We start from the raw sequence: 23311 nt of genomic DNA, 5'->3' as shown, positions 1-23311 counted from the left end.
GCTCACCACCCCGAGGCCGTGTAGACGACGGACCGGACGGCGGGGTCGCCCCAGGCGAGCTCGCGCAGCAGGCTGAGCGCGCCCTCCTCGGGGTCGATCAGCTCGATGCCGCGGCGGGCGTACTCCTTGCCCAGCTCCGGGCTGACCATGCCGTGGTGCCCGCCGGACGGCGCCCACGGTCCCCAGTGGACGGTCAGGCACCGGTGCCCGGTGCGCTGCGCCCAGCGGGCCCCGATCGCCTCCAGCGCGTCGTTGGCGGCCGCGTAGTCGCCCTGGCCGCGGTTGCCGTAGGCGGCGGCGATGCTGCCGAACAGCACCACGAACCGCGGGGCCGCGCCGAGGCCCTCGATCGCGTCGAGCACGGCCCGGGCGCCGTCGGTCTTGGTGGAGTACACCCGGGCGAACGACTCGGGCTGCTTGTCGGCCAGCAGCTTGTCCTCGATGACACCGGCGGCATAGACGACGCCGTCGATGCGGCGGTACTCGCCGTGGATCTCCTTGAGCAGCCCGCGGACCGCCTCGTCGTCGCGCACGTCGACGCGGTGGTAGCGCACCGTGGCGCCCAGCTCGCGCAGCTCCGCCAGGGTGGCCTCGACCTCCCGGGCGGCCAGGGTGGCCTGCACGGTCCGCTCGATCTCGGCGGGTGCGCGCATCCCCTGGCGGGCCAGGGCGGCGCGCAGCCCGGCGGCGTCGGCGATGCCGGCCAGCGCCGGGTCCTGGGCCCCGGACGCGAGCGGGGTGCGCCCGACGAGCTCGATGCGGCAGTGGCCGGCCCCGGCGAGGGTGCGGGCGAACCACGGCGTGATGCCGCGGGCCCCGCCGAAGAGCACCACCACCGAGTCCCGGTCCAGGCCGAGCGCCTGTGTCTCGGCGGCGCCGTCGCCGGCCGGCCCGGCGCCCGCGATGGCGAGCATGCCCAGGCTCTGCGGCACCAGGTCCTCGGTGGAGCGCCCGCCGGGGCCCCGCCGCACCACCGGCACCCGGTCGGCGGCGAGGATCTCCTCCAGCAGGTCGCGGGCCAGCCGCTCGGCCGGCAGCGCGCCGTCGAGCCCGACCACACGGGCGTCGACCTGCGGGTACTCCCGGGCGATCGTGCGGAACAGGCCGCTGAGGCCGTCGGTGCCGGCCCCGCCGGCGAGGTCGGCGGCGGCCACGAGCCAGCGTGGCCCGCCGCCCAGCGTGCGCTTGACGAGCGCGAAGGCGTCCGGCAGCAGCGGCGCCCCGGCGAGCCCGTCGAGCAGCACCAGCCCGTCCAGCCCGCCGGTCGCTTCGTCGGCGGCCGACGGCGCCGTGCGCACCGCCGCGCCGTATTCGCCGAGCAGCGCCGCCAGCGCCGCGGCGACCGGGGAGTCGCCGGTGACCAGGAACCGTGCGCCGACGAGGGTGCCCGCCTCCGCGCCGGCCTCGGGCAGGGCCACCGGCTGCATGACCATTCGCTTCGGTGCGACGCCCCCGTGCGCCGGACGGGCCGGCGCGAGCGGCGGGAGCGCCGCCTCAGCGAAAGGGTCCGGCTGCCCTCCGGCCTTCTGGTTGAGCCAGTCGACCATCGTGCGCACTGTGCGGGCCTTGACCAGGTCCTCCAGCTCCGCCTCGTCGCCCTCGGTGGACAGGCCGAGGCGGTTGGCCACCTCGCCGGCCACCTCGGCCCGCTTGATGGAGTCGATGCTCAGGTCGGCCTCGAGGTCGAGGTCGAGATCGATGAGGTCCACCGGGTAGCCGGTGCGCTCGCTGATCACGACCAGTACCGCGCCCTGAAAGTCGATCGTGGCCGCGACGGCCACCGGCGCGGGGGCCGCCACCGGCGCCGGGACCGCAGGCGCCACCGGCATCAGGACCGGTAGTGGCGGTGCCGGTGCCGGCGACACGGGCACCGGCGCGATCGCCATCTGCATGGGGGCCGGCTCGATGGGCTCGGCGGGCTGCCAGACCATGCGCCCGCCGCCGCCGAAGTAGGCGAGCATCACGTCGCGCTGGGTGGCGATCAGGTCCCGGCTCGTGCGGAGGAACTCGCTGATCAGCTCGTCCCGGCTGTCCCGGCCACCCGTGGTGGTACCGCTCACTACGGTCATCGACAACTCCTTGATGCGTCGAGGTGGCGTCATTCCGCCGGGGAGGGGGTTTCCATCGCGGTCGCGGACGAGCTGTCCGTTCACCGTCCACATGGGACGGTTGGGCGGCGGCGCGGGCGGTCCGGCATCCCGGCCGCGGTAGAGCCAGCCGGTGCGCACCGGCACGCCGGCGCAGGCGAGCTCGGCCAGCGCGAGCAGGAACGCGCGCAGGCCCTCGCCGGGCTGGGCGTCGCAGGCCACCGCCAGGTGCGGCCGGTCGCCGAGCGCGGCGCCGACCAGCCGGGTGAGCACGGTGCCGGGGCCGGCCTCCACGAAGACGCGGGCGCCGTGCGCGTACATGGACTCGATCTGCTCGACGAACCGCACCGGCGCGCCGATCTGCGCGGCGAGCTCCTGCCGGATGGCGTCCGGGCCGTCCGGGTACGCCGCAGCGGTCCGGTTGGACCAGACCGGGATGGCGGCCGGCGCGACCGGCACGCCGCCGAGGACCTCGGCGAAGCGGTCCACCGCGCCGGCCACGACCGGGCTGTGGAAGGCGCAGGCCACGTTCAGCGGCCGGACCGTCGCGCCGGCGTCCTTGAGCGCGGCGACGGCCGCCCGCACGGCGGGCGTGGTCCCCGAGATCACCACCTGGTCGGGCGCGTTGTGGTTGGCGAGCACGACCTCGCCGGTGAGGCCGGCGGTGGCGAGCACCTCGGCGCAGCGGGCGGCGCTCGCGCCGACCGCGGCCATCGCGCCCGGGTCGTCGCCGGCCGCCGCGAGGATCGCCGCGGCCCGCTCCCGGCTCAGGCCCAGCAGGGTCTGCGGGTCGAGGGCCCCGGCGACGCTCAGGGCGACCAGCTCGCCGTAGCTGTGGCCGCCGGCCATCGCGGGCCGCACGCCGAGCCGGCCGAGCAGGTGGGCGGCGGCGAGCCCGCCGATGCCCAGCACGGGCTGGGCCACTCTGGTGTCGCGCAGCCGGTCCGCCTGCTCCTGCTCGGCCTGCGGGTCGAAGGCGGCCGGCGGGAAGAGCCGGTCGGCCCATTCGCGGCCGAGGTCGAGGTACTCCCGCAGCTCGGGGAAGGCGACGAAGAGCTCGGCGAGCGCGCCCGGGCGCTGGCTGCCCTGGCCGGGGAAGAGGAAGGCGACCTCGGCCGCGGTGTACGCGCCGGGGTGCTCGGGCTGGACCAGCCCCCGCTTCGGGTCGTGTTCGCCGGCGAGCGCCCGGTCGACCAGGGCGGCCAGCTCGGCGGTGTCCCGGGCGACGATCGCCACCTGCACCGGTCCGGGGCGCTGCTCGGCCTCCCGCGCCGCCGTGGCCGCGAGGTCGCGCAACCGCCACGTCCCGCCTTCGCCCAGCGTGCCGGCGAGGGTGCGCAGCACGGCGTGGGCGGCGGCCCGGTCGGGGCCGCGGAAGCAGAACAGCTCGGCCGGCCAGGCCTGCCGGCTGTGGCGCGGCTCGGGCGCGGAGGCATACGCGGTGAGCACGGCGTGGTAGTTGGTGCCGCCGAAGCCGAAGGCGCTGACCCCGGCGACCCGCTCGGCGGCCGGGCCGGGCCAGGGCCGGGCCTGGGTGTTGAACCCGAACGGGCTCTGCCGCGGGTGCCAGGCCGGGTTTGGCCGGCTGAGGTTGATGGTGGGCGGCCGGACGCCGGTGTAGAGCGACAGCGCCACCTTGATCAGCCCGGCCAGCCCGGCGGTGCACTTGGTGTGCCCGATCTGCGACTTGACCGATCCCAGCGCGCACGCACCCGGCTCGGCGCCGGACTCGGTGAACAGCCGGGTCAGCGTCTCCAGCTCGGTGCGGTCCCCGACGACCGTGCCGGTGCCGTGCGCCTCGACGAGGCCGACGTCCCGGGGGGAGATGCCGGCCTGGTCGTACGCGCGGTCCAGCGCCCGCCGCTGCCCCTCCGGGCGGGGCGCGGTCAGCCCGAGGGCGCGCCCGTCGCTGGCGGCGCCGACGCCCTTGACGACGGCGTAGATGCGGTCGCCGTCGCGCTGCGCGTCGGCCAGGCGCTTGAGCGCCACGCAGGCCACGCCCTCGCCGAGCGCGATGCCGTCGCCGGTGCTGTCGAAGGTGCGGCACCGCCCGGTCGGCGACAGGGCGTGCGCGGAGGTGAACATGAGGAAGTCGTTGATGCCATTGTGCAGGTCGGCGCCGCCGCAGAGCATGAGGTCGCTGCCGCCGGCGGCGAGCTCCTTGCAGGCGGCGTCGAGGGCGGCGAGCGAGGAGGCGCAGGCCGCGTCGATGGTGTAGTTCGGCCCGCCGAGGTCGAGCCGGTTGGCCACCCGCCCGGCGATGACGTTGGCCAGCACGCCGGGGAAGGTGTCCTCGGTGACGGTGGGCAGCAGGGACTCGAGCTCCGCCGGGACGTCGCCGAGGTAGGCGGGCAGCATGGTGCGCAGCGTCTGGGCGTGGCCCATGTCGCTGCCCGCCTCCGCGCCGAAGACCACGCCGGTGCGGGAGTGGTCGGCGCCCGGTGCGTCGTAGGCGTAGCCGGCGTCGGCCAGCGCCCGGCCGGAGACCTCGAGGGCGAGCAGCTGGGTCGGGTCGATGCTGCCCAGCGCGGCCGGCGGGATGCCGTAGCGGATGGCGTCGAAGGGCACGTCTTCGAGGAAGCCGCCCCACTTGGAGACGCTGATCCGGCCGGTCTGGCCGGGGCCGACCTCGGGCGCGTAGTACGTGTCGACGTCCCACCGCTCGGCGGGCACCTCGCGCACGGCGTCGTGGCCGGACAGGACGGTGTGCCAGAAGGCCGCCAGGTTGGGCGAGTCGGGCAGGATGCAGGCCATGCCGACGATGGCGATGTCCAGCGGACCGGCGTCGTCGCGGGCGGGCGCCGGCTCGGCACGGAGCCGGCGCAGCCGTTCGGCGTGGTACCGCGCCGCGTGCTCGGTCACCGCGGCGTGCAGGTCGGCGACGGTGGTCGGGCGGTTGCGCAGCACCGCGACCTGACCGGCCATGAACAGCCCCTCGGCGGCCTGCGTCGCCTCGTCGACGCCGACGATCCGCTCGCCCTCGCGGCGCAGCCCCTTGCTGGCGATGCGCAGCCGGCCCACGTTGAGCATCTCCAGCTGGCTCCACACGTCGCGGCTGTCCGTGCCGGCCCGGGCCAGCTCCGCCTGCAGCTGGTGGAAGTCGTCGACGAACGGGCTGTGCAGGCACCGGGTCGCGTGGCCGGGCGCGGTCTCCAGCAGCGACACGCGGGTCGCCTCGAGCACCTCGCGGTGGAAGCGCGGCTGGATCGCGCCGCAGTCGACCGCCTCCCGGGTGAACAGGTAGGCGGTGCCCATGAGCACGCCGAACCGCATGCCCCGGGCGGCCAGCGGCGCGGCCATGGTGGCCGCCATCGCGGCCGACCGCTCGTCGTGGATGCCGCCGGCGAGGAACACGTGCAGCTGCGCCGCGGCGCCGGCGGGCGCGTCGGCGAGGAACTCCTCGAGGACGGCCAGCTGCGCCTCCCACAGCGGGAAGCTGGCCCGCGGGCCGACGTGGCCGCCGCACTCGGCGCCCTCGAAGACGAACCGGCGCGCGCCGGCGCGCAGGAACTGCCGCAGCAGGCCGGGCGAGGGCACGTGCAGGTAGGTGGTGATGCCCTCGGCCTCCAGGGCCTTGGCCTGGGCGGGCCGGCCGCCGGCGATGATGGCGCAGGCGGGGCGGATCTCGCGGATGACCTCGATCTGGGCGGCGCGCAGCTCGTCCGGGACGAACCCCAGGATGCCCACGCCCCACGGCCGGTCGCCGAGGGCGGCGGCGGTCTCGCTCAGCATCCGCCGGCACTGGCCAGCGTCGGCGAGCGCCAGCGCGATGAACGGCAGGGCCCCGTCGGCGGCCACCGCGGCGGCGAAGGCCGCCTCGTCGCTGACCCGGGTCATCGGCCCCTGGGCCACCGGGACCCGCAGCCCGTGCGCCTCGGCCATCGGCGCGCCCGGGCGCAGCAGCCCGGCGGCGCCGTCGTCGGCCGCGGCCGCCTCGATCGCCGCGGTGAGGCCGCGCACGGCGGCGGCGGTGCCGCTCCAGGCCTGCGCGAACACGCCGGCCAGCCAGCCGTCCTGGCCGACCGGCAGCAGGCCCTCGCGCGGATCCGCGCCGTCGCCGGTGCGGTGCCCGGCGGGCCGGATGCCGCGGTAGCCGTCGACCAGCACCGTCTCCGAGCCGTCCATCCGGCGGATCGCGGCCAGCACGTCGTCGGGCAGCTCGGACTCGGGCATCAGGGCCAGCTGGGTGTCGATGACGACGCCGCTGGCGCCGCCGACCACGCAGGCGGCCGCGCTGCGCGGGCCGATGCCGCCGCAGACCCACACCGGCAGGCCGGGCCCGCCGGGGCCGAGCAGCCGCTGCAGGAGCACGAACGAGCTCAGCTCGCTCACCCGGCCGCCCGCCTCCATGCCGCGCGCGATCAGCCCGTGCGCGCCGGCCCCGGCCGCGCGGAAGGCCGCTTCGAGGTCGGTGACCTCCACGAGGGTGCGGTACTGCGCGGCGGTCGCGGCCTGATCCCAGGGCGAGCCCGGCTCGAGCACCACGGTGGCGACCCGCCCGCCGCCGGCACGCTCCACGTCGGCGGGGGTCGCGGCGCAGCCGGCCGGCACCCGCACCCCGATCGGCGCGGGCGACCACGCCGCCGCCTGCCGCAGTGCGTCGAGGGCCCGGCGATCGCCGGCGGCGAGGTCGAGTATTCCCAATCCGCCGCCGGTCGCCGCGGCCGCGACGATGCGCGGGCTGAACTCGACGGCGGCGGCCGGGCTCACGGCGATTACCGGGCCGGCTTCGGCTCGTATGGTGCTCATCGGGCTCCCGTTCTTCGCCAGCAGTAATGGCGGGACGATCACCACGATATAGACGGGTGGCCATGTCGTAAAGCGCACAACGCATTCACTGTCAGTGATGAAAATTACCGCGCCTGACGCGCCTCAAAATGCACCTGAACGGTTGACCGGATCGATCTCGAATATCGCATTTGAGCAGCGAATACGTCGATCACCAAAAGTCGTTAAATCATATCTGCGAAAGCGTCTATAGCGTACCGGATCAGGCAACCCTCAGGGCACCTTCAGCAAAAGGTAAGGCGCAGACGATATCGCGGAACGCCATTAACGTTCGTTTTACCTAAAATTTGGAGGCAGGCAGCACAAACGGCGCGTCCAGCTTACGCTGACGCGCCGGGGCATATCATCGAAGAATGATGTCGAGAGTATGCGCGATACCGCCGTCGAGTAACCGGCCGACCTCCCTGAAGCCCGGTTTACTGAGCGCATCGTAGCGACGGCTCGTTACGCGCGAGTAAATATCACGCGGCGGGCCCGGCCGGACGAGCGCCGGCCGGGCCCGCGGGCGGGTCACATCGGGGGCGCGACGAAGACGCCCTTGTCCGGGTCATTGAACTGCTTCGCGGCGACGATCTCGCTCATCGGGTTCGCCGTGCCCCACTGGTCCGCGACGTCCGGGTCCTGCGCGTCGAACACGGTCGGGTGCCAGGTGTCCTCGTCGACGAGCTCGAGCTCGGTGGTGTACTCCACCGTGTTGCCCACCGGGTCGAGGAAGTAGCTGAAGGTGTTGTCCCCGGCCTTGTGCCGGCCGGGGCCCCAGACCTTCTCGACCCCGGCGCGCAGCATCCGGCCCGTCCCCCGCATGTACTCGTCCAGCCCGCGCATCTCGAACGACAGGTGGTGCATGGCCACGTGCGGGCCGCGCGACACGGCGAAGCTGTGGTGCCAGCGGTTGCACCGCAGGAACCACATGAACTCGCCGAGGCCGGGCAGGCGCATGGCGTCGGAGAGCCGGAAGCCGAGGTGCCGCTCGTACCAGGCGACGGTGGCCTCCGGGTTCGGCGAGTTCACCACGAAGTGCGACAGCCGGACCGGGATCGACTCGCGCTCCTCGATCCGGCGGTGGACCCGCACCGCCACGTCCGCGGACACCTCCACCACGCGGCCGTCGCCGTCGAAGAAGCGCACACCGTACCCGGCGCCCGGGGTGTCCAGCGCCCGCGGCTCGTGCACGAGCCGCACCCCGGCCCGCACCAGCCGCTCGGTCAGCTCGTCGACGTCGGCCGCGCTCGCCGCGCCGAAGGCCAGCAGGTCCAGCCGCTTGAGGTCATCGCGGCGCAGCCGCACGATGTACTGCTCGGGCGATCCCTCCGCCGCGAGGAAGTGCACGCCGGCGTCGTTCGCCACCTCGGTCAGGCCCCACAGGTCCCGGTAGAAGGTCAGCTGCCGGTCCAGGTCGGGCATCGCGAAGTCGACGTGCCGCAGGTGGGTGATCAGGTGTTCGGTCACGGCTCGGTCCTCTCCCCGGCCGGGCCGAGCAGGTAGCCGCTCAGCCAGTCGGCGATGACGTCTTGGATGGCTTTCATGTCGGCGCCCATGTGGCCGCCCGGGTAGAGCCGGGCGGTCTTCGGGTCGCCGTGCTCCAGCGCCAGGGCGATGTCCGCCGAGGCGTTCTGCAGGTCGTCCTTGCCGTTCACCAGCAGCAGCGGGCAGGACGGCCCGTCGAGCACGCCCTGGTCGAGCAGGGAGAGCTCCGGGCAGCGGGCGACGTAGTCGGCGAACGTCGCGCCGCCGAAGATGCGGGCCCGGGCCGCCATCAGGTCCATGAGGTACGACGACGCGTTGCGCGAGCGCCCCTGCCACGACGGCTGGAACGTCAGGTGGATGCCGCCGCCCCAGTTCACCGCGGCGACCAGCCGGTCCCGACGCGTGTGCGCGAGCTTGGTGGCCCAGTAGCCGCCGAACGAGCCGCCCAGCACCGCGACCCGGCGGTCGTCGAGGTCGCTGCCGGCGATCCAGTCGAAGACCGGATCCCAGGCCCGCTCGGCGTCGGCGCCGGCCAGCACCGGCGACTCGCCGACGCCGGGCATGTCGACGTGCACGGTGGCGATGCCGCGCCGCCAGTACCGCTCGCTGCCGACGATCGACTCCTCCTTCCACGAGTCGATGCCCGCCCAGTAGATGAGCACGGGCGGGCGCTCGACGCCCGCGGGCCGGGCGACGTAGAACGCGACGGTGTCGCCCTCCCCGGCGCGCCCGGCGAAGGGCACCTCGATCCGCCGCACCGGCGGGTCGTCCAGGGCGGTGGCGCGCAGGAAGTACTCCCGCGCGCGGTCGTACGCGTCCGCCTTGGCCGGGTGGCTGGGCACCGGATAGCGGCCGAGGAAGGCGAACTGGTACGCCTGCCACCACGCCTCGCGGGCCGCCCGGCGGTCGCCGGCGGCCTCGGCCGGCTCCGCGGCGGCCGCGAACGCCGAGGCACCCGCGAGCCAGGTGCGCGCCCACGACCGCGGGTCGAGTCCGGTCAGCTCGTCGATGGCCCGCGCGGCGGCCGGCTCGTCGATGGTGTTCATCGGGTGCCGGCGGGCCTCCAGGTGCCGGCGGAGCCAGGCCTTGGCCCCCTCCAGCGTCTGCCCCTCCGGGCCCGTCGATGGTTCGGTGGCGATCATGCCCACCTGCTTCCGTTTCGAGTGATGATTTCGGCCTGTTGCATCGATCTGATCGTTTAATCTGGGGACGTGAGCGCCAATCGCGTCGACCTCAGGCGGGTCGACCTCAACCTGCTGGTCGCCTTCGAGGCGCTGGTGGCCGAGCGCAGCGTCACGCGGGCGGCCGGGCGGCTCGGCGTCGGTCAGTCGGCGATGAGCTCCACCCTCGGCCGATTACGCCGGCTGCTCGGCGATCCGGTGCTGGTCCGGGAGGGGCGCGGGCTGGTGCCCACGCCGCTGGCGGAGTCGCTGCTGGAGCCCGTCCGGGGCATCCTGATCGACATCGAGCAGGTGCTGACCCACCGCGGGCAGTTCGACCCGGCGACCGACGCGCGCACCTTCCTGATCCTGCTCACCAACTACCACCTGACCTCGACCTTCCTGCAGCCGCTGCTGGCCCGGCTGGCCGTGGAGGCGCCGCGGGTCCGGCTGCACATCGAGCCCCCGGGCGACGACTTCGCCAGCCGCCTGCAGCGCCACGAGGTGGATCTGCTGATCATTCCCCGGGAGGCGTACCCGGAGCACCACCTCTTCCCGCACCGGGAGCTGTTCAGCGACCGGTATGTCGTCGCCGTCGACCGGGACCACCCCGACATCGGCGACGAGATCACCTACGAGCAGTTCACCAGCCTGCCGTATCTGGCGACCTTCTCGGGCCGGCACCGCTCGCCGGCCGAGATCCAGCTCGACCTCATCGGGGTGCCGCGCAACGTGGAGATCACCACGGAGTTCGGCATCGCCCCGTTCCTGCTGCACGGCACCCGGCTGATCACCGTGATCCACGAGCGGCTGGCCAGGCAGGTGGCCGAGCAGAACAACCTGAAGCTGCTCCGCCCGCCGATCGAGCACCTGCACCCGATGACCGAGATCATGGTCTGGACCAACCGCACCGACCGCGACGCCGGCCACCGGTGGCTGCGCGAGTGCCTGCTGGAGCTGGCCGCGCAGGTCACGGTCGAGGCGTGAGGCCGGCCCCGACGCCGCCGGTCATCCCCGGCGCGCTGAGCATCGCCCGGTTCAGCGCGCCCTGCTCCAGCAGCACCGTCTGGCCGGTCACGACGGTGTTGTGGCGCGAGGCGAGGAACGCGTAGATCGGGGCGTACTCCAGCGGGGTCGGCAGCTCCCGCATGAGCGACAGCGTCCGGTAGGTCGCGAGCATCGCGTCCTTGGGCACGTCGGACTGCTTGAAGTGATCCAGCCCCAGCGCCCGCGGGCCGCGCAGCTGGCTGTCGGCGATCGCGCCCGGCGCCACCCCGTTGACCCGCACGCGCGGCGCGAACTCGAGGGCGAGCTGGCGCACCGCGCTCACCACCGCGCCCTTCGTGGCGGTGTACATGAGCCCGCCGCCGTCGGCGGCGTAGGCGGCCACCGACGAGGTCAGCACGATGGCGCCGGCGCTGTCCTCCAGCAGGTCGCCGAAGACCCGGGCGGCCAGGAAGTAGCCGAGCACGTTGACGTGGAAGAGCTCGTCGAACAGCGGCGCGACCCGCTCGACCGGCACCTCCCGCAGCGGCACGTTGCCGTCGAAGATGCCCTGCGAGCCGATCAGGGCGTTGAGCCGGCCCCACCGCTCGACGACCGCGCGGCGGCACGCCGTCAGGTCCTCGACGCTGGTGACGTCGCCGTGGAAGAGCAGGACCTCCGCGCCGAGCTCGGGCTTGAGCGCGGCGAGCTTCTCCTCGGCGATCTCCATGATCGCCACCCGGGCGCCCTCCGCGATGCAGTGGCGGGCGATGCCGAGCCCCAGGCCCGAGCCGCCGCCGAGGACGAGGACGACGTCCCCTTCGAGCATGTTCATTCGGGTGTACCTTTCGTTCGTCGGAAATCGGGGATGAGCCCGTCAGCGCTGGTGCCGCGCGAGCGCGTGCGCGTCGGCGAGCGGTGCACCGGCGAGCAGCAGCCGGCGGTAGCCGCGCAGCGAGCGGTCCCGGCCGCAGGCGGTGACGCCGTGCCAGGCGCCGTCCCGGGCGCGGTGCAGCACGACGAACTCGCCGCCGGCCACCTCGCCCTCGACGGTCTCGTCCAGGTCGCCGGGCGCGCGGGTGCCGAGCGAGCGGATCGTGTGGCCGTAGTGCTCGGTCCAGAAGCTGCGCAGCCCGTGGTAGGCGGTGGCCTCGCCGCGGGCGATGTTGAGCCCGACGTTGCGGCCCTGCTCGACGGCGTTGGTCCAGTGGCCGAACGGGGCCGCTCCCCCGGTGCGCGCGACGTCGCCGGCCGCCCACACGTCCGGCACGCCCGTGCGCCCGGCGGCGTCACAGAGCACGCCGCCGCGCCGGGCGACCCCGGAGCCCCTCAGCCACTCGTCGCGGGGGACGACGCCGACGCCGGCCAGGACGACGTCGGCGTGGTGCGCGGTGCCGTCCGCCAGGCGCACCCGGTAGTCGCCCGGACCGCCGCCGACCGCGATCACCTTCGTGCCGAGGCGGCCGCCGACCCCATGGGCCAGGTGCCGCTCCCAGAGCCACCGCGCCACGCCGTCGCCGAGCGGCCCGGCCAGCGGCAGGGGCTCCTCGCCCAGCACCGCGACCGGCACGCCCCGCCCGCGCAGCGCGGCGGCGATCTCGAGGCCGATGAAGCCCGCGCCGATCAGCGTCACGGCGCGCGCGGCGCCGGTGAGGTCGCGCAGCCGCTCGAGGTCCTCGGCGGTGCGCAGCCCCGGCAGGGGGTGGCCGGCGGCGGTGGCCATCGCCCGCGGGCGGCCGCCGGTGGCGAGGATCAGCGCGGCGTAGGGCAGGGCGGCGCCGTCGCTGGTGACCACCAAGCGGCGGTCGATGTCCAGGCCGCGGGCGGCGTGGCCGGTCCGCAGGTCGATGCCGCGCCCGGCCAGCTGCTCGGGGGTGCGCAGCGGCAGCGGCTCGGCGGCGGGCCCGGCGAGCAGGCCCTTGGACAGCATCGTGCGGTCGTAGGGCGGCCGCCGCTCCTCGCCGAGCACGACGATCGGCCCGGTCCAGCCGCCGTCGCGCAGGCCGTCGGCGGCGGCCAGGCCGGCCGCGGAAGCGCCGGCGATCACCGCGGCGGGCGCGGTGGTCACCGCTCGCCCGCCGGGTGCAGGGAGAGGGCCTGGGCGGGGCAGGCCCGGACCGCCTGCTCGACGTCGTCGAGGTCCCCGGCGCCGACGACGTCGCGCAGCACGACCGCCGTCGGGCTGCCCGCCGGCACGTCGAAGACGTCGGGGTGCACGGCGACGCACAGCCCGTAGGCCTGGCACCGGGACGCGTCGACGGCGACCCGGACCGGGCCGTTCACAGCACCACCCCGAGGTTGGGCGTCGCCAGGCTGGTCTCGGTCAGGATCACCTCGCGGGACACCAGCCGCAGCCCGTCGGCGGTGCGCCGCAGGCGGTCGGCGCGCCGGCACGGGATGAGGTCGAAGTGCGGGTCGATGCCGCGCTGGCGGTACACCAGCAGCGCGCTCCACACGTCGAGCAGGTCCGGGGCGGGGCCCGGGGCGACCTCGACGCTGCCCACCAGCCGCATCGTGCGCGAGGGTGGGACCTCGCAGTAGGCGTGCCCGGTCGCGAGGCGGTCCAGGCGCGCCCGGATGTTGCGCTTGTTGTCGCGCAGGCGGTAGGCGGAGCGGTCCACCTCGGCCGAGCGCGGCTCGGCGGCCTGCCGGATCGGGATCGTGTAGAGCAGGTCGTCGGCCAGCAGCTCGTACCACTCCTCCTCGCGACCCTCGTCGAGCAGCCGCGCCTCGCGGGCCAGGAAGGTCACGACGGCGGTGTGGACCTCGGCGTCGACGGCGAGGCCGGCGGGGGCCGGGGCGCTCACCGCTCGCCCCCGGCGGCGGGCGCGCCGGCCTGCATGACCCGCAGCCAGTGCCGGTAGAAGTGCAGCTGGTTGTGCTCGCCGAAGCCGGTCAGCCGCCGGATGCCCGGCCCCTTCCAGGCCGGATCGGGCGACTGGTCGACCTCGGAGCGGTTGCCCTGCTGGAAGTGGAACGCCATCCGCTCGCGCCGGGCCCACGGGCTGGCCGCGGCGCGCGGGGCGCCCTCCCAGGCGACGGTGTCGTCCTGCTCGGCCACGCCGGCCGAGCCGAACTGCATCTGGCCGATGACGGCGTCCTGCAGCGCCGACCGCTCGTCCTGGAAGGCCCACACGAACTGCCAGCTCCACACCTCGAGCTCGCCGGGGCCGACCGGCTGCCACTGCCGGAACGACGTGATGACCGACGACAGCCCGGCACCGTCCATGGCGATGCCCCGGTAGAAGCTCAGGTTCGGGAAAATCGTGCCCACGATCGGCCCGTCGTGGGTGACGACGTGGACCTGCGTCTCGTCCAGCCCGGAGAGGTCGAAGCGGTCCTTGATCTCCGGGGGGTACCCCCAGAACTCGAACCCGGGGTGCACGGCCGTCGTCCACGCGATGCCCATGAACGCGTGCCCGCCGCCGAACTCGTAGGGCCGGCCGAACTCGCCGCCCGCGTCGAGGCCGCCGGCGATGCCGACCTCCTGCATGCTGCCGTGCAGGTTCGGCACGTGGTAGATGTCGCCGGCGAAGTTCTCGGCGCCGGTCTTCCAGTTCGCCTTGACGTGGTAGCGGTCGGGCGGCCCGGCCACCCGCATCCCGTCCGGGTGCAGGCCGACCAGGGCGCTGAGCATCCAGCCCGCGCCGCCGAGGTAGTCGGCCAGCGGCTCGACGCCCGCCGACAGCGACGCGAAGACGAACCCGTGCCACGACTCGACCCGCGGCGCGCGCAGCAGGCCCCAGGCCGTGCCGTCGACCGGCTCGCCGTAGGCCCGGCGCAGGAACGGGGTGCCGACCAGCTCGCCGGTGTTGGCGTAGGTCCAGCCGTGGTAGTTGCACTTGAAGAACCGCGAGTTGCCCCGGTCGGTCTGGCACACCTGGGTGCCGCGGTGCCGGCAGTAGTTCGACAGCACGTTGATGCCGCCCTCGCCGTCCCGGGTGACGATGACCGGATCCGGGCCGATCCGCCGCTGCACGAAGTCGCCCGGCTCGGGGATCTCGCTCTCGTGGGCCACGAAGACCCAGCCGCGGCCGAAGATGCGCTCGACCTCGGCCCGGAAGACCGCCTCATCGTTGAAGATCTCGACCGGAACCAGGTCGTCGGCCAGCCCGGCCGCCGTCCGGGCCAGGATGTCGTCAAGCATCGTTTCGCTCAATGCCGCCTCCTCTGTGACGCGAATGTGACGTCGGCAACATCCGCGTCGACCAGGCTAGGAAGCCCGCGACATCAAGAAAAACGGTAATTTTTGATGGCACCTATTGATGCGAGCAATGCGTCGATCTACCGGGAACCGGCGAGTCCGCCGATCATCAGGCCGATGGTGAAGTCGAAGCGGTCGTGGACGGTCCCGGCGGTGAGCTCCGCGGCGTAGCGCTTGGTCTGCGGGAAGGTGTCGGGCAGCGCGGCGTACCGGCGCAGCAGCTCGTCGCGGCCGACGACCCAGGTGCCGTCGCCGCGGCCGCGCCGGGTGTTGGCCAGGGAGACCTCGAGGCTGTAGGCGTTGACGTAGAGCATCAGTGCGTCGATCGCCCAGGCGGCGGCCTGCGGCTCGACGCCGCCGGCGAGCAGGATGGCGAGCATGCCCTCGCCGACCCGCAGGGTGTCCAAATTGGACGGAGCGGCGGCGAAGGTGGCCTGGGAGATACCCGGATAGCGCAGGTACTGGTCGCGCAGCTGGGCGCAGACGCCGGCGATCTGGCGCCGCCAGAGCGCGGGGTCCGGCTCGGGCAGGTCGATCTCGGCGCACAGCCGGCCGATGAGCAGCTCGTCCAGGTCCTCCTTGTTGACCACGTGGGCGTAGAGCGACGACGGCCCGGTCTCCAGCGCGGTGGCGAGGCGCCGCATCGTCAGGGCTTCGTATCCCTCCCGCTCCACGATGCCGAACGCGGTGCTGATGATGGCGTCGACCGTGATCGGCTGCTTGCGCCCGCCGGACGGTCCGCGCCGGGCCGCGGGTGTGCCCGGGCCGGCGCCGAGCTGGTGCCGCGCTGCGCGCCGTTGCTGCGGAGTCGACATGCGGGCATTCTAGCGAACCGGCGAACAGTGTTCTACGCCACTCGGAACATCGTTCGTATTGTGCGGAACAGCGATCGGACGTAGAACAGTGTTCGTATCCCGTGGAAGGAGCCCGCATGAGCGCCCAGACTCACCAGAACGAACCGGCGATCCGGTCTTCCGGCGCGCCCCGGTCGCTGCGGGCGGCCTGGGTGGCCCTGGCCGGGCTGTCGGCGGTGTTCCTCTTCGAGATGCTGGACAACTCGATCCTGAACGTCGCGCTGCCCACGATCGGGCGCGACCTGCACGCTTCGACCGTCGCGCTGCAATGGGTGACGGGCGCGTACGCGGTGGTGTTCGGCGGCCTGATGCTGGTGTTCGGCGCGATCGCCGACCGGTTCGGCCGGCGGCGGATCATGCTCATCGGGCTGGTGCTGCTGGGCATCGCGAGCCTGGCGACCGCTTTCGTCACCACCGCGGAGCAGCTCATCGCCGTCCGGGCGGCGATGGGCGTCGCGGCGGCGATGACGACGCCGGGGTCGGCGGCGCTGGCCTTCCGGCTGTTCGAGGACGACGGCCTGCGCGTGCGGGCGACGACGCTCATCTCCACGGTCGGCCTGGTCGGGCTCGCGATCGGCCCGACGGTGGGCGGCTTCGTGCTCGCGGTCGCGCCCTGGCAGGTCCTACTGCTGGTGAACGTGCCGATCGCCGTGCTCGCGATCATCGGCGTGCGGGCCGGCATCGCCGCGGACGAAGCGGCCGACCTCCACCGCGACCCGGCGGACGTCCCCGGCGCGGTGCTGGGCACGGCGACGATCGTGCTCGCGCTCGTCGCACCGACGCTGTTCGTGAACGAGGGCATCGGCTCATGGGCGCCGTGGACGGTCACCGCCGCCGCCGTCGCGGGGGCGACGCTCTTCGTCCTCCGCGAGCGCTCGGCCCGCTATCCGCTGCTCGACCTGAGGCTCGTCGCCCGCCCGCTCGTCGCCAGCGGCCTGGCCTACAAGGCCGCCGCCGGGCTGGCGATCGCCGGGCTCGGCTACATGGTGACGCTGCAGCTGCAGCTCGACTGGGGATGGACGCCCGCACTCGCCGCCGTCGGCATGCTGCCGCAGGTCGTCGTCCTCGTCGCGGGCGGCGCGTTCGTCAATCCGTTCGTGCGGCGGGCCGGTTTCGGCCGGGCCGCATGGCTCAGTGCCGCGGCGGTCGTGCTCGGGCTCGCCGTCTACGGCCTGCTGAGCCGGTTCGGATACGTGTGGGTCGCGATCGCCCTCGTGCTCGTGGCGGCCGGGATGCGCGTGGTCGGCGTCGTCGCCGCGGTCAACGTGCTGCGTGGCCTGCCGAAGAATCGGACCACGATCGGCGCGGCGCTCACCGACACCGTCACCGAGGTCGCCTCCGGCACCGGCATCGCCGCCGCCGGCACGATCCTCGCGGCGCTGTTCGCCGGCGACATCGCCACCTCGAGCTGGAGCGCGCCGCAGACCGCGCAGTTCCGGGCGGCGATCACGACCGCGGGCCTCACCCTCACCGCCGTGGCCGCAGCCCTCGTCGGCTGGGGGATCCTCCGCGCCCGCCGCGCCGCGGACGGCGAGGCGGGCGCGGGACGCCCCACCGGCTAGGACTTCATGGCCGGCGACAGGTAGGCCATCGGCACGCGAAAGCCGGCGAGCCACTCGGTGAGCCGGGCCGCCTCGGCGTCGAGGAGCCGCCGCTCGGCCGGCGTCACGGGCTCCAGCAGCCGCACCTCGACGGCGCCGGCGGCGTCCTGCACCCAGCAGCCGACCACCCGCCCGCCGGCCCAGGCGGTCGTGCCGGCGTTGCCGCGGCGGTCGAAGAGCCGGTCGCGGTGCGGGCCGAGGTAGAAGTCGCGGCCCTGCCAGCCCATGACGGCCGGGTCGAGCACCGGCAGCAGCGCCGCCCACGGGCCCGGATCGCTCACCTCGCCGAGGTCGTCGGGCAGCAGCCAGCCGGTCGCGCCCGGCTCGAGGGCGACGGCGACCGCGCCGAGCTCGGCCAGCGCCGTGCGCACCGCGGTCTTCGTGGCGCCCAGCCACCACACCAGGTCGTCCTCGGTGCCGGGGCCGAACGAGTACAGCCAGCGGCGCACGATCTCGCGGTAGCCCTCGGCCGCGCCCAGCGGCGCGGGGACCGTGCCGAGCCAGTGCCGCATCAGGGTCCAGCGCGGGCGGGAGGTGTGCCAGCCGCCGGTGTTGGCGCCGCGCACGATGTCGGCCGTGGCGCCGAGCTGGGTGAGGACCCGGGAGGCCGACCACGGGTCGGTCGGCGTGACCGTCACCTTCACGTCGATCATCGGTACCGCCAGGCGGATCTCGGTGGCCGTGCGGCCTCCGGGCGCCCCGGCGAGCACCGCGAGGACCTCGGCGCGGGCCCGGTCGAGCCAGGCGTGGCCGTCGGCGGCGAGCCCGGCCTTGACCACCTCCGCCGCCATCCGGGCCCGCTCGTTCGCGGCCACCCGGGCCGACGCGCTCGGCCACACCGCGGGCAGCAGCTCGCGCGGGAACACGAACAGCGTGCGCCGCATGGCCAGCTGCTTGACCAGGTCGCGGCCCTCGTAGAGCGCCCGGTCGACGTCGGCGGCGGCGAGCGATCCGGTCCGTGCCCAGCAGGACAGGTAGACGGTGGCCGGCTCGGTGGCGTGCAGCGCGGTCATCGCCCGGGTGACCGCCTGCGCCGAGCCGGCGCGGAACGCCGGGACCAGCGCGTGCCGGACGGCGAGGCGGGCCCGGCGTTCCGCGTCGGACACATGGCGCATCGCGCCATGGTGGCACGGCGCGCCGGGGGTCCGGTTAGCCGGGCCGGGAACGGGGTAGCGGCGGCGCCATGTCGAACAACGCGAGATCCCAGGCGTGGCAGACGGCGGTCACCGTGCTGCAGGAGGCGCGGCCGCCCTTCGTGCCGCAGGACGCGCACGCGATGACCATCGTGATCGAGTATCCGCCGGGCGACCCCGGCGCGCCGCCGCACCGGCACTCGGGGCCGGCGTTCGGCTACGTGCTGGCCGGCGAGATGGTCTTCGAACTGGAGGGCGAGCCGCCCCGGGTGGTCCGCGCCGGCGAGGTGTTCTGGGAGCCGGGCGGCGACGTCATCCACTACCAGGACGGCAACCACCGCGACGACGTGCCGGTGCGCTTCACCGTGACGATGTTCTGCGCGCCGGACACGCCGATGCTCACCCTGGTCGACGAGGACGAGCTGGCCCGGCGCGCCGGCCGGCGGCACCCGGCTCAGGCACCCGCGTAGTCCGGCCGGCCGCCGAGGACCGAGAGCCAACGCGGACGCGGGATCCATGTGCTGCCGACCCGGGGTACTGTCACGATCATCGTTCTCGATCGGACCAGGAGCCCACGTGTCCTCTCCGGCCTCGCTGCTCGCCGTCAGTGACCTGCACGTCTCCTACGCGGACAACCGCGATGTCGTCGACGGCATCCGGCCCGGCTCCCCGGGCGACTGGCTGATCGTGGCCGGCGACGTGGGCGAGCTGTTCGCCGACATCCGGCGCACGCTGGCGCAGCTGCGCGAGCGGTTCGCGGCGGTGATCTGGGCGCCCGGCAACCACGAGCTGTGGACGCACCGCGACGACCCGGTGCGCTCCCGGGGCGTCGAGCGCTACGAGCAGCTCGTCGAGATGTGCCGCTCGATCGACGTGCTCACCCCCGAGGACCCGTTCCCGGTCTGGACCGGCCCCGGCGGGCCCGTCGTGGTGGCGCCGCTGTTCCAGCTGTACGACTACTCGTTCCGCGCCCCGGGGACGCACACCAAGGAGGAGTCGCTCGCCTACGCCTACCGCACCGGCATCGTCTGCACCGACGAGATGATGTTGCACCCCGACCCCTATCCGGATCGCGAGTCGTGGTGCTGGGCCCGGGTGGAAGAGACCGAGCGGCGCCTCGACGCGATCGATCCCGCGCTGCCCACCGTGCTGGTCAGCCACTGGCCGCTGGTGCGGCACCCCACCGACGTGCTGCGCTATCCGGAGTTCGCGCAATGGTGTGGTACGGAACGCACCGCCGACTGGCACCGGCGCTACCGGGCCGTCGCCGCCGTCTACGGCCACCTGCACATCCCGCGCTCCACGCGCCAGGACGACGTCCGCTTCGAGGAGGTCTCGCTGGGCTATCCGCGCGAGTGGCAGCGCCGCCCCACACCCCCCAGGGTGCCCCGGCACATCCTGGCGCCGGTCCTCGACGGCGCGGCATAGGCGCTGCGGCACCGACGCACAGCCGATTCCCAGCCGGCGCGCAGGCAGCGGCCAGCCGCCGCGGCCAGCCTCTGACGGAAGCGACTCAGGGGAGGTTCGGTCATGGCGGACAGCAACCGGCGGCCCACCTACGAGGGGCGGCCGCTGGCCCGGCCCGGCGCGGAGATCGTCGACCAGGGCCTCGGGTTCGACCTCGGCACGATGCTCGACCGGCGCCGGCTGCTGCGCGCGTTCGGGCTCGGCGCGACGGCCCTCGGGCTGGCCGCCGCCTGCGACGACGGGTCCGGCGCCGGCCCGTCCGGCGCCGCGTCGGCCCCGGCCGCGGGCGACGGCGCCGCGTCGGCCCCGGCGTCGGCCGGCGGCGCCGCGGCCGGTGAGATCCCGGACGAGACCGCCGGGCCGTATCCGGGCGACGGCTCCAACGGCCCCGACGTGCTCACCGACAGCGGCATCGTGCGCGCCGACATCCGCTCGAGCTTCGGCACCGCCGCCGGGGCCGCGGAGGGCGTGCCGATGACGCTGGAGCTGCGCATCGTCGACCTCGCCGCGGGCGGCGCCCCCTTCGCGGGGGTGGCGGTCTACGTGTGGCACTGCGACCGGGAGGGCCGGTATTCGCTGTACTCCCCGGGCGTCACCGACCAGAACTACCTGCGCGGCGTCCAGCTCGCCGACGGGACGGGCACCGTGAAGTTCACCAGCGTCTTCCCCGGCTGCTACGCGGGCCGCTGGCCGCACGTCCACTTCGAGGTGTACCCGGACCGGGCCGGCCTCACCGACGCGACCAAGGCCATCGCCACCTCCCAGGTCGCGCTGCCCAAGGACGCCTGCGACGCGGTGTACGCCCGGTCCGGCTACTCGGCCTCGGTGCGCAACCTGGCCGGGGTGACGCTGCAGAGCGACAACGTCTTCGGCGACGACGGTGGCGCGCTGCAGCTGGGCACCGTGACCGGCGACGCGGACCGCGGCTACACCGTTTCCCTCACCGCGCGGGTCGACACCCGGACCGCCCCGACCGGCGGCCTCGGCGGCCCCGGCGGCGCACCGCCGGGACGGTGAGCGGCCGGGGCATGACGCACGCACGGGACGTAGACCACATGTTGTCTATCGGACCGGTAGGTTAGGATGGTCACGGATTTCGATGCCGGAAAGGAGGCAGGAGTTTCGATGCTGACGTCGCCCGTTCGCGTCCTCCTGCTGACCAGCCGGCGCGTCGTCGATCACGCACAGGTCGCCAGCTGCCTGTGTCGTTGACGCCGTAACGCGACGCGACCACCTTCCTGTCCTGCGCCGAGGGCGCGCTCTGCCGCGTGCCCTCGTTCCCGTGCGCCCTGCTCCCGGAGACGTGAAATGTCCCAGCCGACACCGGCCGAACCGAACCAGTCCGACCAACCGCAACTGCCCGCCCGCCCCCGACGGCGCTGGCCCTGGATCGCCGCGGGCGCCGTCGTGGTCGTTGCCGCCGCCGCGATCGTGGTGGCCGTCGTCACCGGCGGCGGATCCACCGACGCCAAGACCGTGCGCATCGGCGTCACCGACGCGGCGCAGCCCTACTGGAAGACCTACGCGGACCTCGCCAGACAACGGCTCGACGTGACCGTGACGTTCGTCAACTTCAACGACTACAGCCAGCCCAACCCGGCGCTGAAGGAACAGCAGCTCGAGCTCAACGAGTTCCAGCACATCCAGTACCTCGCCAACTACAACGCCACCGCCCACGACGACCTGCAGCCGATCGGCGCGACCGCCGTCTACCCGCTGCCGTTGTACTCGCTGAACTACACGTCGGTCGGCGCGCTCCCGGACGGCGCCAAGGTCGCCATCCCCAACGACGCCATCAACGAAGCCCGCGGCCTGCTCGTGCTGCAGGCGGCGGGGCTGCTGACGCTGAAGTCACGAAGGCGTTCACCCGGGGCCGCAACGGCGCCCGGGTGGTCGCCCTCGACGACGTCAGCCTTGACGTCGCCCGGGGCGAGGTGTTCGGCGTCATCGGCCACTCCGGCGCCGGCAAGAGCACGCTGCTCCGGATGATCAACGGGCTGGAGACGCCGACCGGCGGCCGGGTGTTCGTCGGCGACCGCGACGTCGCCGCACTGTCCGAAGGGGACAGACGCGGCGTCCGGCGCGACATCGGCATGATCTTCCAGCAGTTCAACCTGTTCCGGTCCCGCACCGTGGCCGGCAACGTCGCCTACCCGCTCAAGGTGGCCGGCGTCGGGCGGGCCGAGCGGGACCGGCGGGTGGCCCGGCTGCTGGACTTCGTCGGCCTGCTCGACCGCGCGCACGACCACACCGAGCAGCTCTCCGGCGGCCAGAAGCAGCGGGTGGGCATCGCCCGGGCGCTGGCCACCGAGCCGTCGCTGCTGCTCGCGGACGAGGCCACCAGCGCGCTGGACCCGCGGACCACGGCCGAGGTGCTGGCCCTGCTGGGCCGGGTCAACCGGGAGCTGGGGGTCACCATCGTGCTCATCACCCACGAGCTCGACGTGATCCGGGCGGTGGCCGACCGGGTCGCGGTCATGGACGGCGGGCGGATCGCGGAGACCGGCACGGTCTACGACGTGTTCGCCCGCCCGGGCAGCGCCGCGGCCGCCGACTTCGTGCGCGGCGCCCTGCGCGACCGCCCGTCGGCGGAGACCCTCGCCCGGCTGCGCCGCACCCACAGCGGGCGGCTCGTCACCGTCGCGATCCGCGACCGCACCGGCTTCCAGACCGCGCTGGCCAAGACGTTCCTGGCCCACGGCGTGGCCGCGGACATCGTCTTCGGCGGCATCAGCGAACTGCAGCAGCGCCCGGTCGGCAGCCTGACCTTCGAGCTGACCGGCCCCACCGGCGCGGTCGACGCGGCCGTGGCCGCGCTGCGGGCCGACGGCGTCGACCTGACCGAGGAGGACGGCTGAGTGAACGAGTTCGTGACCAACCTGCCGGTGTTCCGCGAGGCGATCTGGCAGACCCTCTACATCGTCGCCATCTCGGTCGTGGCCGGCGGGCTGCTGGGCCTCGGGCTCGGCCTGGTGCTCTACGCGACCCGCCCCGGCAGCCTGCTGTCCAACCGGCTCGTCTTCGTCGCGGTCAACATCCTCGTCAACGTGGTGCGGCCGATCCCGTTCGTCATCTTCCTCACCGCCATCCAGCCACTGATGCTGGTGACGATCGGCACGACCATCGGCACCAACGCGGTCACCTTCGCGCTGTCGCTCGCGGCCGCCTTCGCGGTCAGCCGGATCATCGAGCAGAACCTGCTCGCGGTCGAGCCGGGCGTCATCGAGGCCGCCCGGGCCGCCGGCGCCCGGCCGCTGAGCATCCTGCTCACCGTGGTCGTCCCCGAGGCGCTGGGCCCGGTCATCCTCGGGTACACCTTCATCTTCGTCGGCGTGGTGGACATGTCGGCCCAGGCGGGCCTGTTCGGCGGCGGCGGCCTCGGCGACTTCGCGGTCACCTACGGCTCCCAGCGCTACAACTGGCCGGTCGTCTACCTCACCGTGGCGACCATCATCGTCATCGTCCAGGCCGGCCAGTTCGCCGGCAACGCCCTGGCCCGCCGGGCGCTGCGCCGATGACCCCCGTCCGGCGGACATCCGGGCCGGGCCGGGCGTCCGCCGCGCGGA

The 23311-nt window shown here is 74.1% G+C and carries 18 protein-coding genes; 8 read left to right on the top strand and 10 right to left on the bottom strand.

Going from position 1 to position 23311, the window contains the following annotated elements:
* Nucleotides 1-2 precede the first annotated feature (2 nt).
* The 3 genes from ACQPXD_RS23525 to ACQPXD_RS23515 all read right to left on the bottom strand — a co-directional run bounded on the left by ACQPXD_RS23525 (nucleotide 3) and on the right by ACQPXD_RS23515 (nucleotide 9484).
* Nucleotides 3-6836: an SDR family oxidoreductase gene (locus tag ACQPXD_RS23525; protein WP_432841953.1), complete on the bottom strand. Its 6834-nt coding sequence runs from the start codon at nucleotides 6834-6836 to the stop codon at nucleotides 3-5.
* A gap of 549 nt (nucleotides 6837-7385) precedes the next feature.
* A complete protein-coding gene (locus ACQPXD_RS23520; RefSeq protein ID WP_432841951.1) occupies nucleotides 7386-8324 on the bottom strand; it encodes a VOC family protein in 939 nt (312 codons plus the stop codon).
* Nucleotides 8321-9484 (bottom strand): alpha/beta hydrolase family protein, encoded by a 1164-nt coding sequence (locus tag ACQPXD_RS23515; protein ID WP_432841949.1) that lies wholly within the window; start codon nucleotides 9482-9484, stop codon nucleotides 8321-8323. Before ACQPXD_RS23515 ends, ACQPXD_RS23520 begins: the two co-directional genes overlap by 4 nt.
* A gap of 69 nt (nucleotides 9485-9553) precedes the next feature.
* On the opposite strand from ACQPXD_RS23515, the gene ACQPXD_RS23510 reads away from it, so the two are divergent.
* A complete protein-coding gene (locus ACQPXD_RS23510; protein WP_432841947.1) occupies nucleotides 9554-10489 on the top strand; it encodes a LysR family transcriptional regulator in 936 nt (311 codons plus the stop codon).
* Here ACQPXD_RS23510 and ACQPXD_RS23505 read toward each other — a convergent pair.
* The 6 genes from ACQPXD_RS23505 to ACQPXD_RS23480 all read right to left on the bottom strand — a co-directional run bounded on the left by ACQPXD_RS23505 (nucleotide 10473) and on the right by ACQPXD_RS23480 (nucleotide 15505).
* Nucleotides 10473-11321 carry an SDR family oxidoreductase gene (locus ACQPXD_RS23505; protein WP_432841945.1) on the bottom strand — a complete coding sequence of 283 codons (849 nt, stop codon included), beginning with the start codon at nucleotides 11319-11321 and terminating at the stop codon, nucleotides 10473-10475. The genes ACQPXD_RS23510 and ACQPXD_RS23505 overlap by 17 nt on opposite strands.
* Before the next feature lie 42 nt (nucleotides 11322-11363).
* On the bottom strand, nucleotides 11364-12554 hold the full coding sequence (locus ACQPXD_RS23500; protein ID WP_432841943.1) for an NAD(P)/FAD-dependent oxidoreductase: 1191 nt from the start codon (nucleotides 12552-12554) through the stop codon (nucleotides 11364-11366).
* Complete coding sequence (locus ACQPXD_RS23495) at nucleotides 12551-12769, bottom strand: ferredoxin (protein WP_432841941.1); 219 nt, start codon at nucleotides 12767-12769, stop codon at nucleotides 12551-12553. Before ACQPXD_RS23495 ends, ACQPXD_RS23500 begins: the two co-directional genes overlap by 4 nt.
* On the bottom strand, nucleotides 12766-13293 hold the full coding sequence (locus ACQPXD_RS23490; protein ID WP_432841939.1) for an aromatic-ring-hydroxylating dioxygenase subunit beta: 528 nt from the start codon (nucleotides 13291-13293) through the stop codon (nucleotides 12766-12768). Before ACQPXD_RS23490 ends, ACQPXD_RS23495 begins: the two co-directional genes overlap by 4 nt.
* Nucleotides 13290-14645, bottom strand: a complete 1356-nt coding sequence (locus tag ACQPXD_RS23485) for an aromatic ring-hydroxylating oxygenase subunit alpha (RefSeq protein WP_432841937.1) — start codon at nucleotides 14643-14645, stop codon at nucleotides 13290-13292. The genes ACQPXD_RS23490 and ACQPXD_RS23485 overlap by 4 nt, the downstream gene beginning before the upstream one ends.
* A 125-nt stretch (nucleotides 14646-14770) precedes the next feature.
* Nucleotides 14771-15505, bottom strand: a complete 735-nt coding sequence (locus ACQPXD_RS23480) for a TetR/AcrR family transcriptional regulator (RefSeq protein ID WP_432841935.1) — start codon at nucleotides 15503-15505, stop codon at nucleotides 14771-14773.
* Nucleotides 15506-15621: 116 nt separating this feature from the next.
* Here ACQPXD_RS23480 and ACQPXD_RS23475 point away from each other — a divergent pair, with 116 nt between their 5' ends.
* Nucleotides 15622-17106 carry an MFS transporter gene (locus tag ACQPXD_RS23475; protein ID WP_432841933.1) on the top strand — a complete coding sequence of 495 codons (1485 nt, stop codon included), beginning with the start codon at nucleotides 15622-15624 and terminating at the stop codon, nucleotides 17104-17106.
* Here the strand turns inward: ACQPXD_RS23475 and ACQPXD_RS23470 are convergent.
* Nucleotides 17103-18260, bottom strand: coding sequence for a winged helix DNA-binding domain-containing protein (locus ACQPXD_RS23470; RefSeq protein ID WP_432841931.1), 1158 nt, complete (start codon nucleotides 18258-18260; stop codon nucleotides 17103-17105). The two genes, ACQPXD_RS23475 and ACQPXD_RS23470, sit on opposite strands and share 4 nt — an antisense overlap.
* A gap of 68 nt (nucleotides 18261-18328) precedes the next feature.
* On the opposite strand from ACQPXD_RS23470, the gene ACQPXD_RS23465 reads away from it, so the two are divergent.
* The 6 genes from ACQPXD_RS23465 (at nucleotide 18329) to ACQPXD_RS23440 (ending at nucleotide 23263) form a co-directional block, all read left to right on the top strand.
* On the top strand, nucleotides 18329-18748 hold the full coding sequence (locus tag ACQPXD_RS23465; protein ID WP_432841929.1) for a cupin domain-containing protein: 420 nt from the start codon (nucleotides 18329-18331) through the stop codon (nucleotides 18746-18748).
* 46 nt (nucleotides 18749-18794) lie between these two features.
* Nucleotides 18795-19706, top strand: a complete 912-nt coding sequence (locus ACQPXD_RS23460) for a metallophosphoesterase family protein (protein WP_432841927.1) — start codon at nucleotides 18795-18797, stop codon at nucleotides 19704-19706.
* Between the two features lie 102 nt (nucleotides 19707-19808).
* Nucleotides 19809-20762: an intradiol ring-cleavage dioxygenase gene (locus ACQPXD_RS23455; RefSeq protein ID WP_432841925.1), complete on the top strand. Its 954-nt coding sequence runs from the start codon at nucleotides 19809-19811 to the stop codon at nucleotides 20760-20762.
* Nucleotides 20763-21053: 291 nt separating this feature from the next.
* The gene (locus ACQPXD_RS23450) at nucleotides 21054-21734 is read left to right on the top strand and encodes a MetQ/NlpA family ABC transporter substrate-binding protein (protein WP_432841923.1); all 681 of its coding nucleotides are present in this window, start codon (nucleotides 21054-21056) and stop codon (nucleotides 21732-21734) included.
* Nucleotides 21635-22603, top strand: coding sequence for a methionine ABC transporter ATP-binding protein (locus ACQPXD_RS23445; RefSeq protein ID WP_432841921.1), 969 nt, complete (start codon nucleotides 21635-21637; stop codon nucleotides 22601-22603). Before ACQPXD_RS23450 ends, ACQPXD_RS23445 begins: the two co-directional genes overlap by 100 nt.
* Nucleotides 22604-23263, top strand: coding sequence for a methionine ABC transporter permease (locus ACQPXD_RS23440; RefSeq protein WP_432841919.1), 660 nt, complete (start codon nucleotides 22604-22606; stop codon nucleotides 23261-23263).
* Nucleotides 23264-23311: the final 48 nt, after the last annotated feature.

Origin of the sequence: Dactylosporangium sp. CA-092794, from assembly GCF_050948465.1 — a bacterium.
In the GTDB taxonomy this organism is placed as follows: domain Bacteria; phylum Actinomycetota; class Actinomycetes; order Mycobacteriales; family Micromonosporaceae; genus Dactylosporangium.
This window is presented reverse-complemented; position numbering and strand designations above follow the sequence as displayed.

Coding starts and splice junctions, on each gene's coding strand:
- ACQPXD_RS23475 (WP_432841933.1), top strand. CDS start 15,622: ATGAGCGCCCAGACTCACCAGAACGAACCGGCGATCCGGTCTTCCGGC.
- ACQPXD_RS23450 (WP_432841923.1), top strand. CDS start 21,054: ATGTCCCAGCCGACACCGGCCGAACCGAACCAGTCCGACCAACCGCAA.
- ACQPXD_RS23455 (WP_432841925.1), top strand. CDS start 19,809: ATGGCGGACAGCAACCGGCGGCCCACCTACGAGGGGCGGCCGCTGGCC.
- ACQPXD_RS23465 (WP_432841929.1), top strand. CDS start 18,329: ATGTCGAACAACGCGAGATCCCAGGCGTGGCAGACGGCGGTCACCGTG.
- ACQPXD_RS23525 (WP_432841953.1), bottom strand. CDS start 6,836: ATGAGCACCATACGAGCCGAAGCCGGCCCGGTAATCGCCGTGAGCCCG.
- ACQPXD_RS23480 (WP_432841935.1), bottom strand. CDS start 15,505: ATGTCGACTCCGCAGCAACGGCGCGCAGCGCGGCACCAGCTCGGCGCC.
- ACQPXD_RS23460 (WP_432841927.1), top strand. CDS start 18,795: ATGTGCTGCCGACCCGGGGTACTGTCACGATCATCGTTCTCGATCGGA.
- ACQPXD_RS23515 (WP_432841949.1), bottom strand. CDS start 9,484: ATGATCGCCACCGAACCATCGACGGGCCCGGAGGGGCAGACGCTGGAG.
- ACQPXD_RS23470 (WP_432841931.1), bottom strand. CDS start 18,260: ATGCGCCATGTGTCCGACGCGGAACGCCGGGCCCGCCTCGCCGTCCGG.
- ACQPXD_RS23505 (WP_432841945.1), bottom strand. CDS start 11,321: ATGAACATGCTCGAAGGGGACGTCGTCCTCGTCCTCGGCGGCGGCTCG.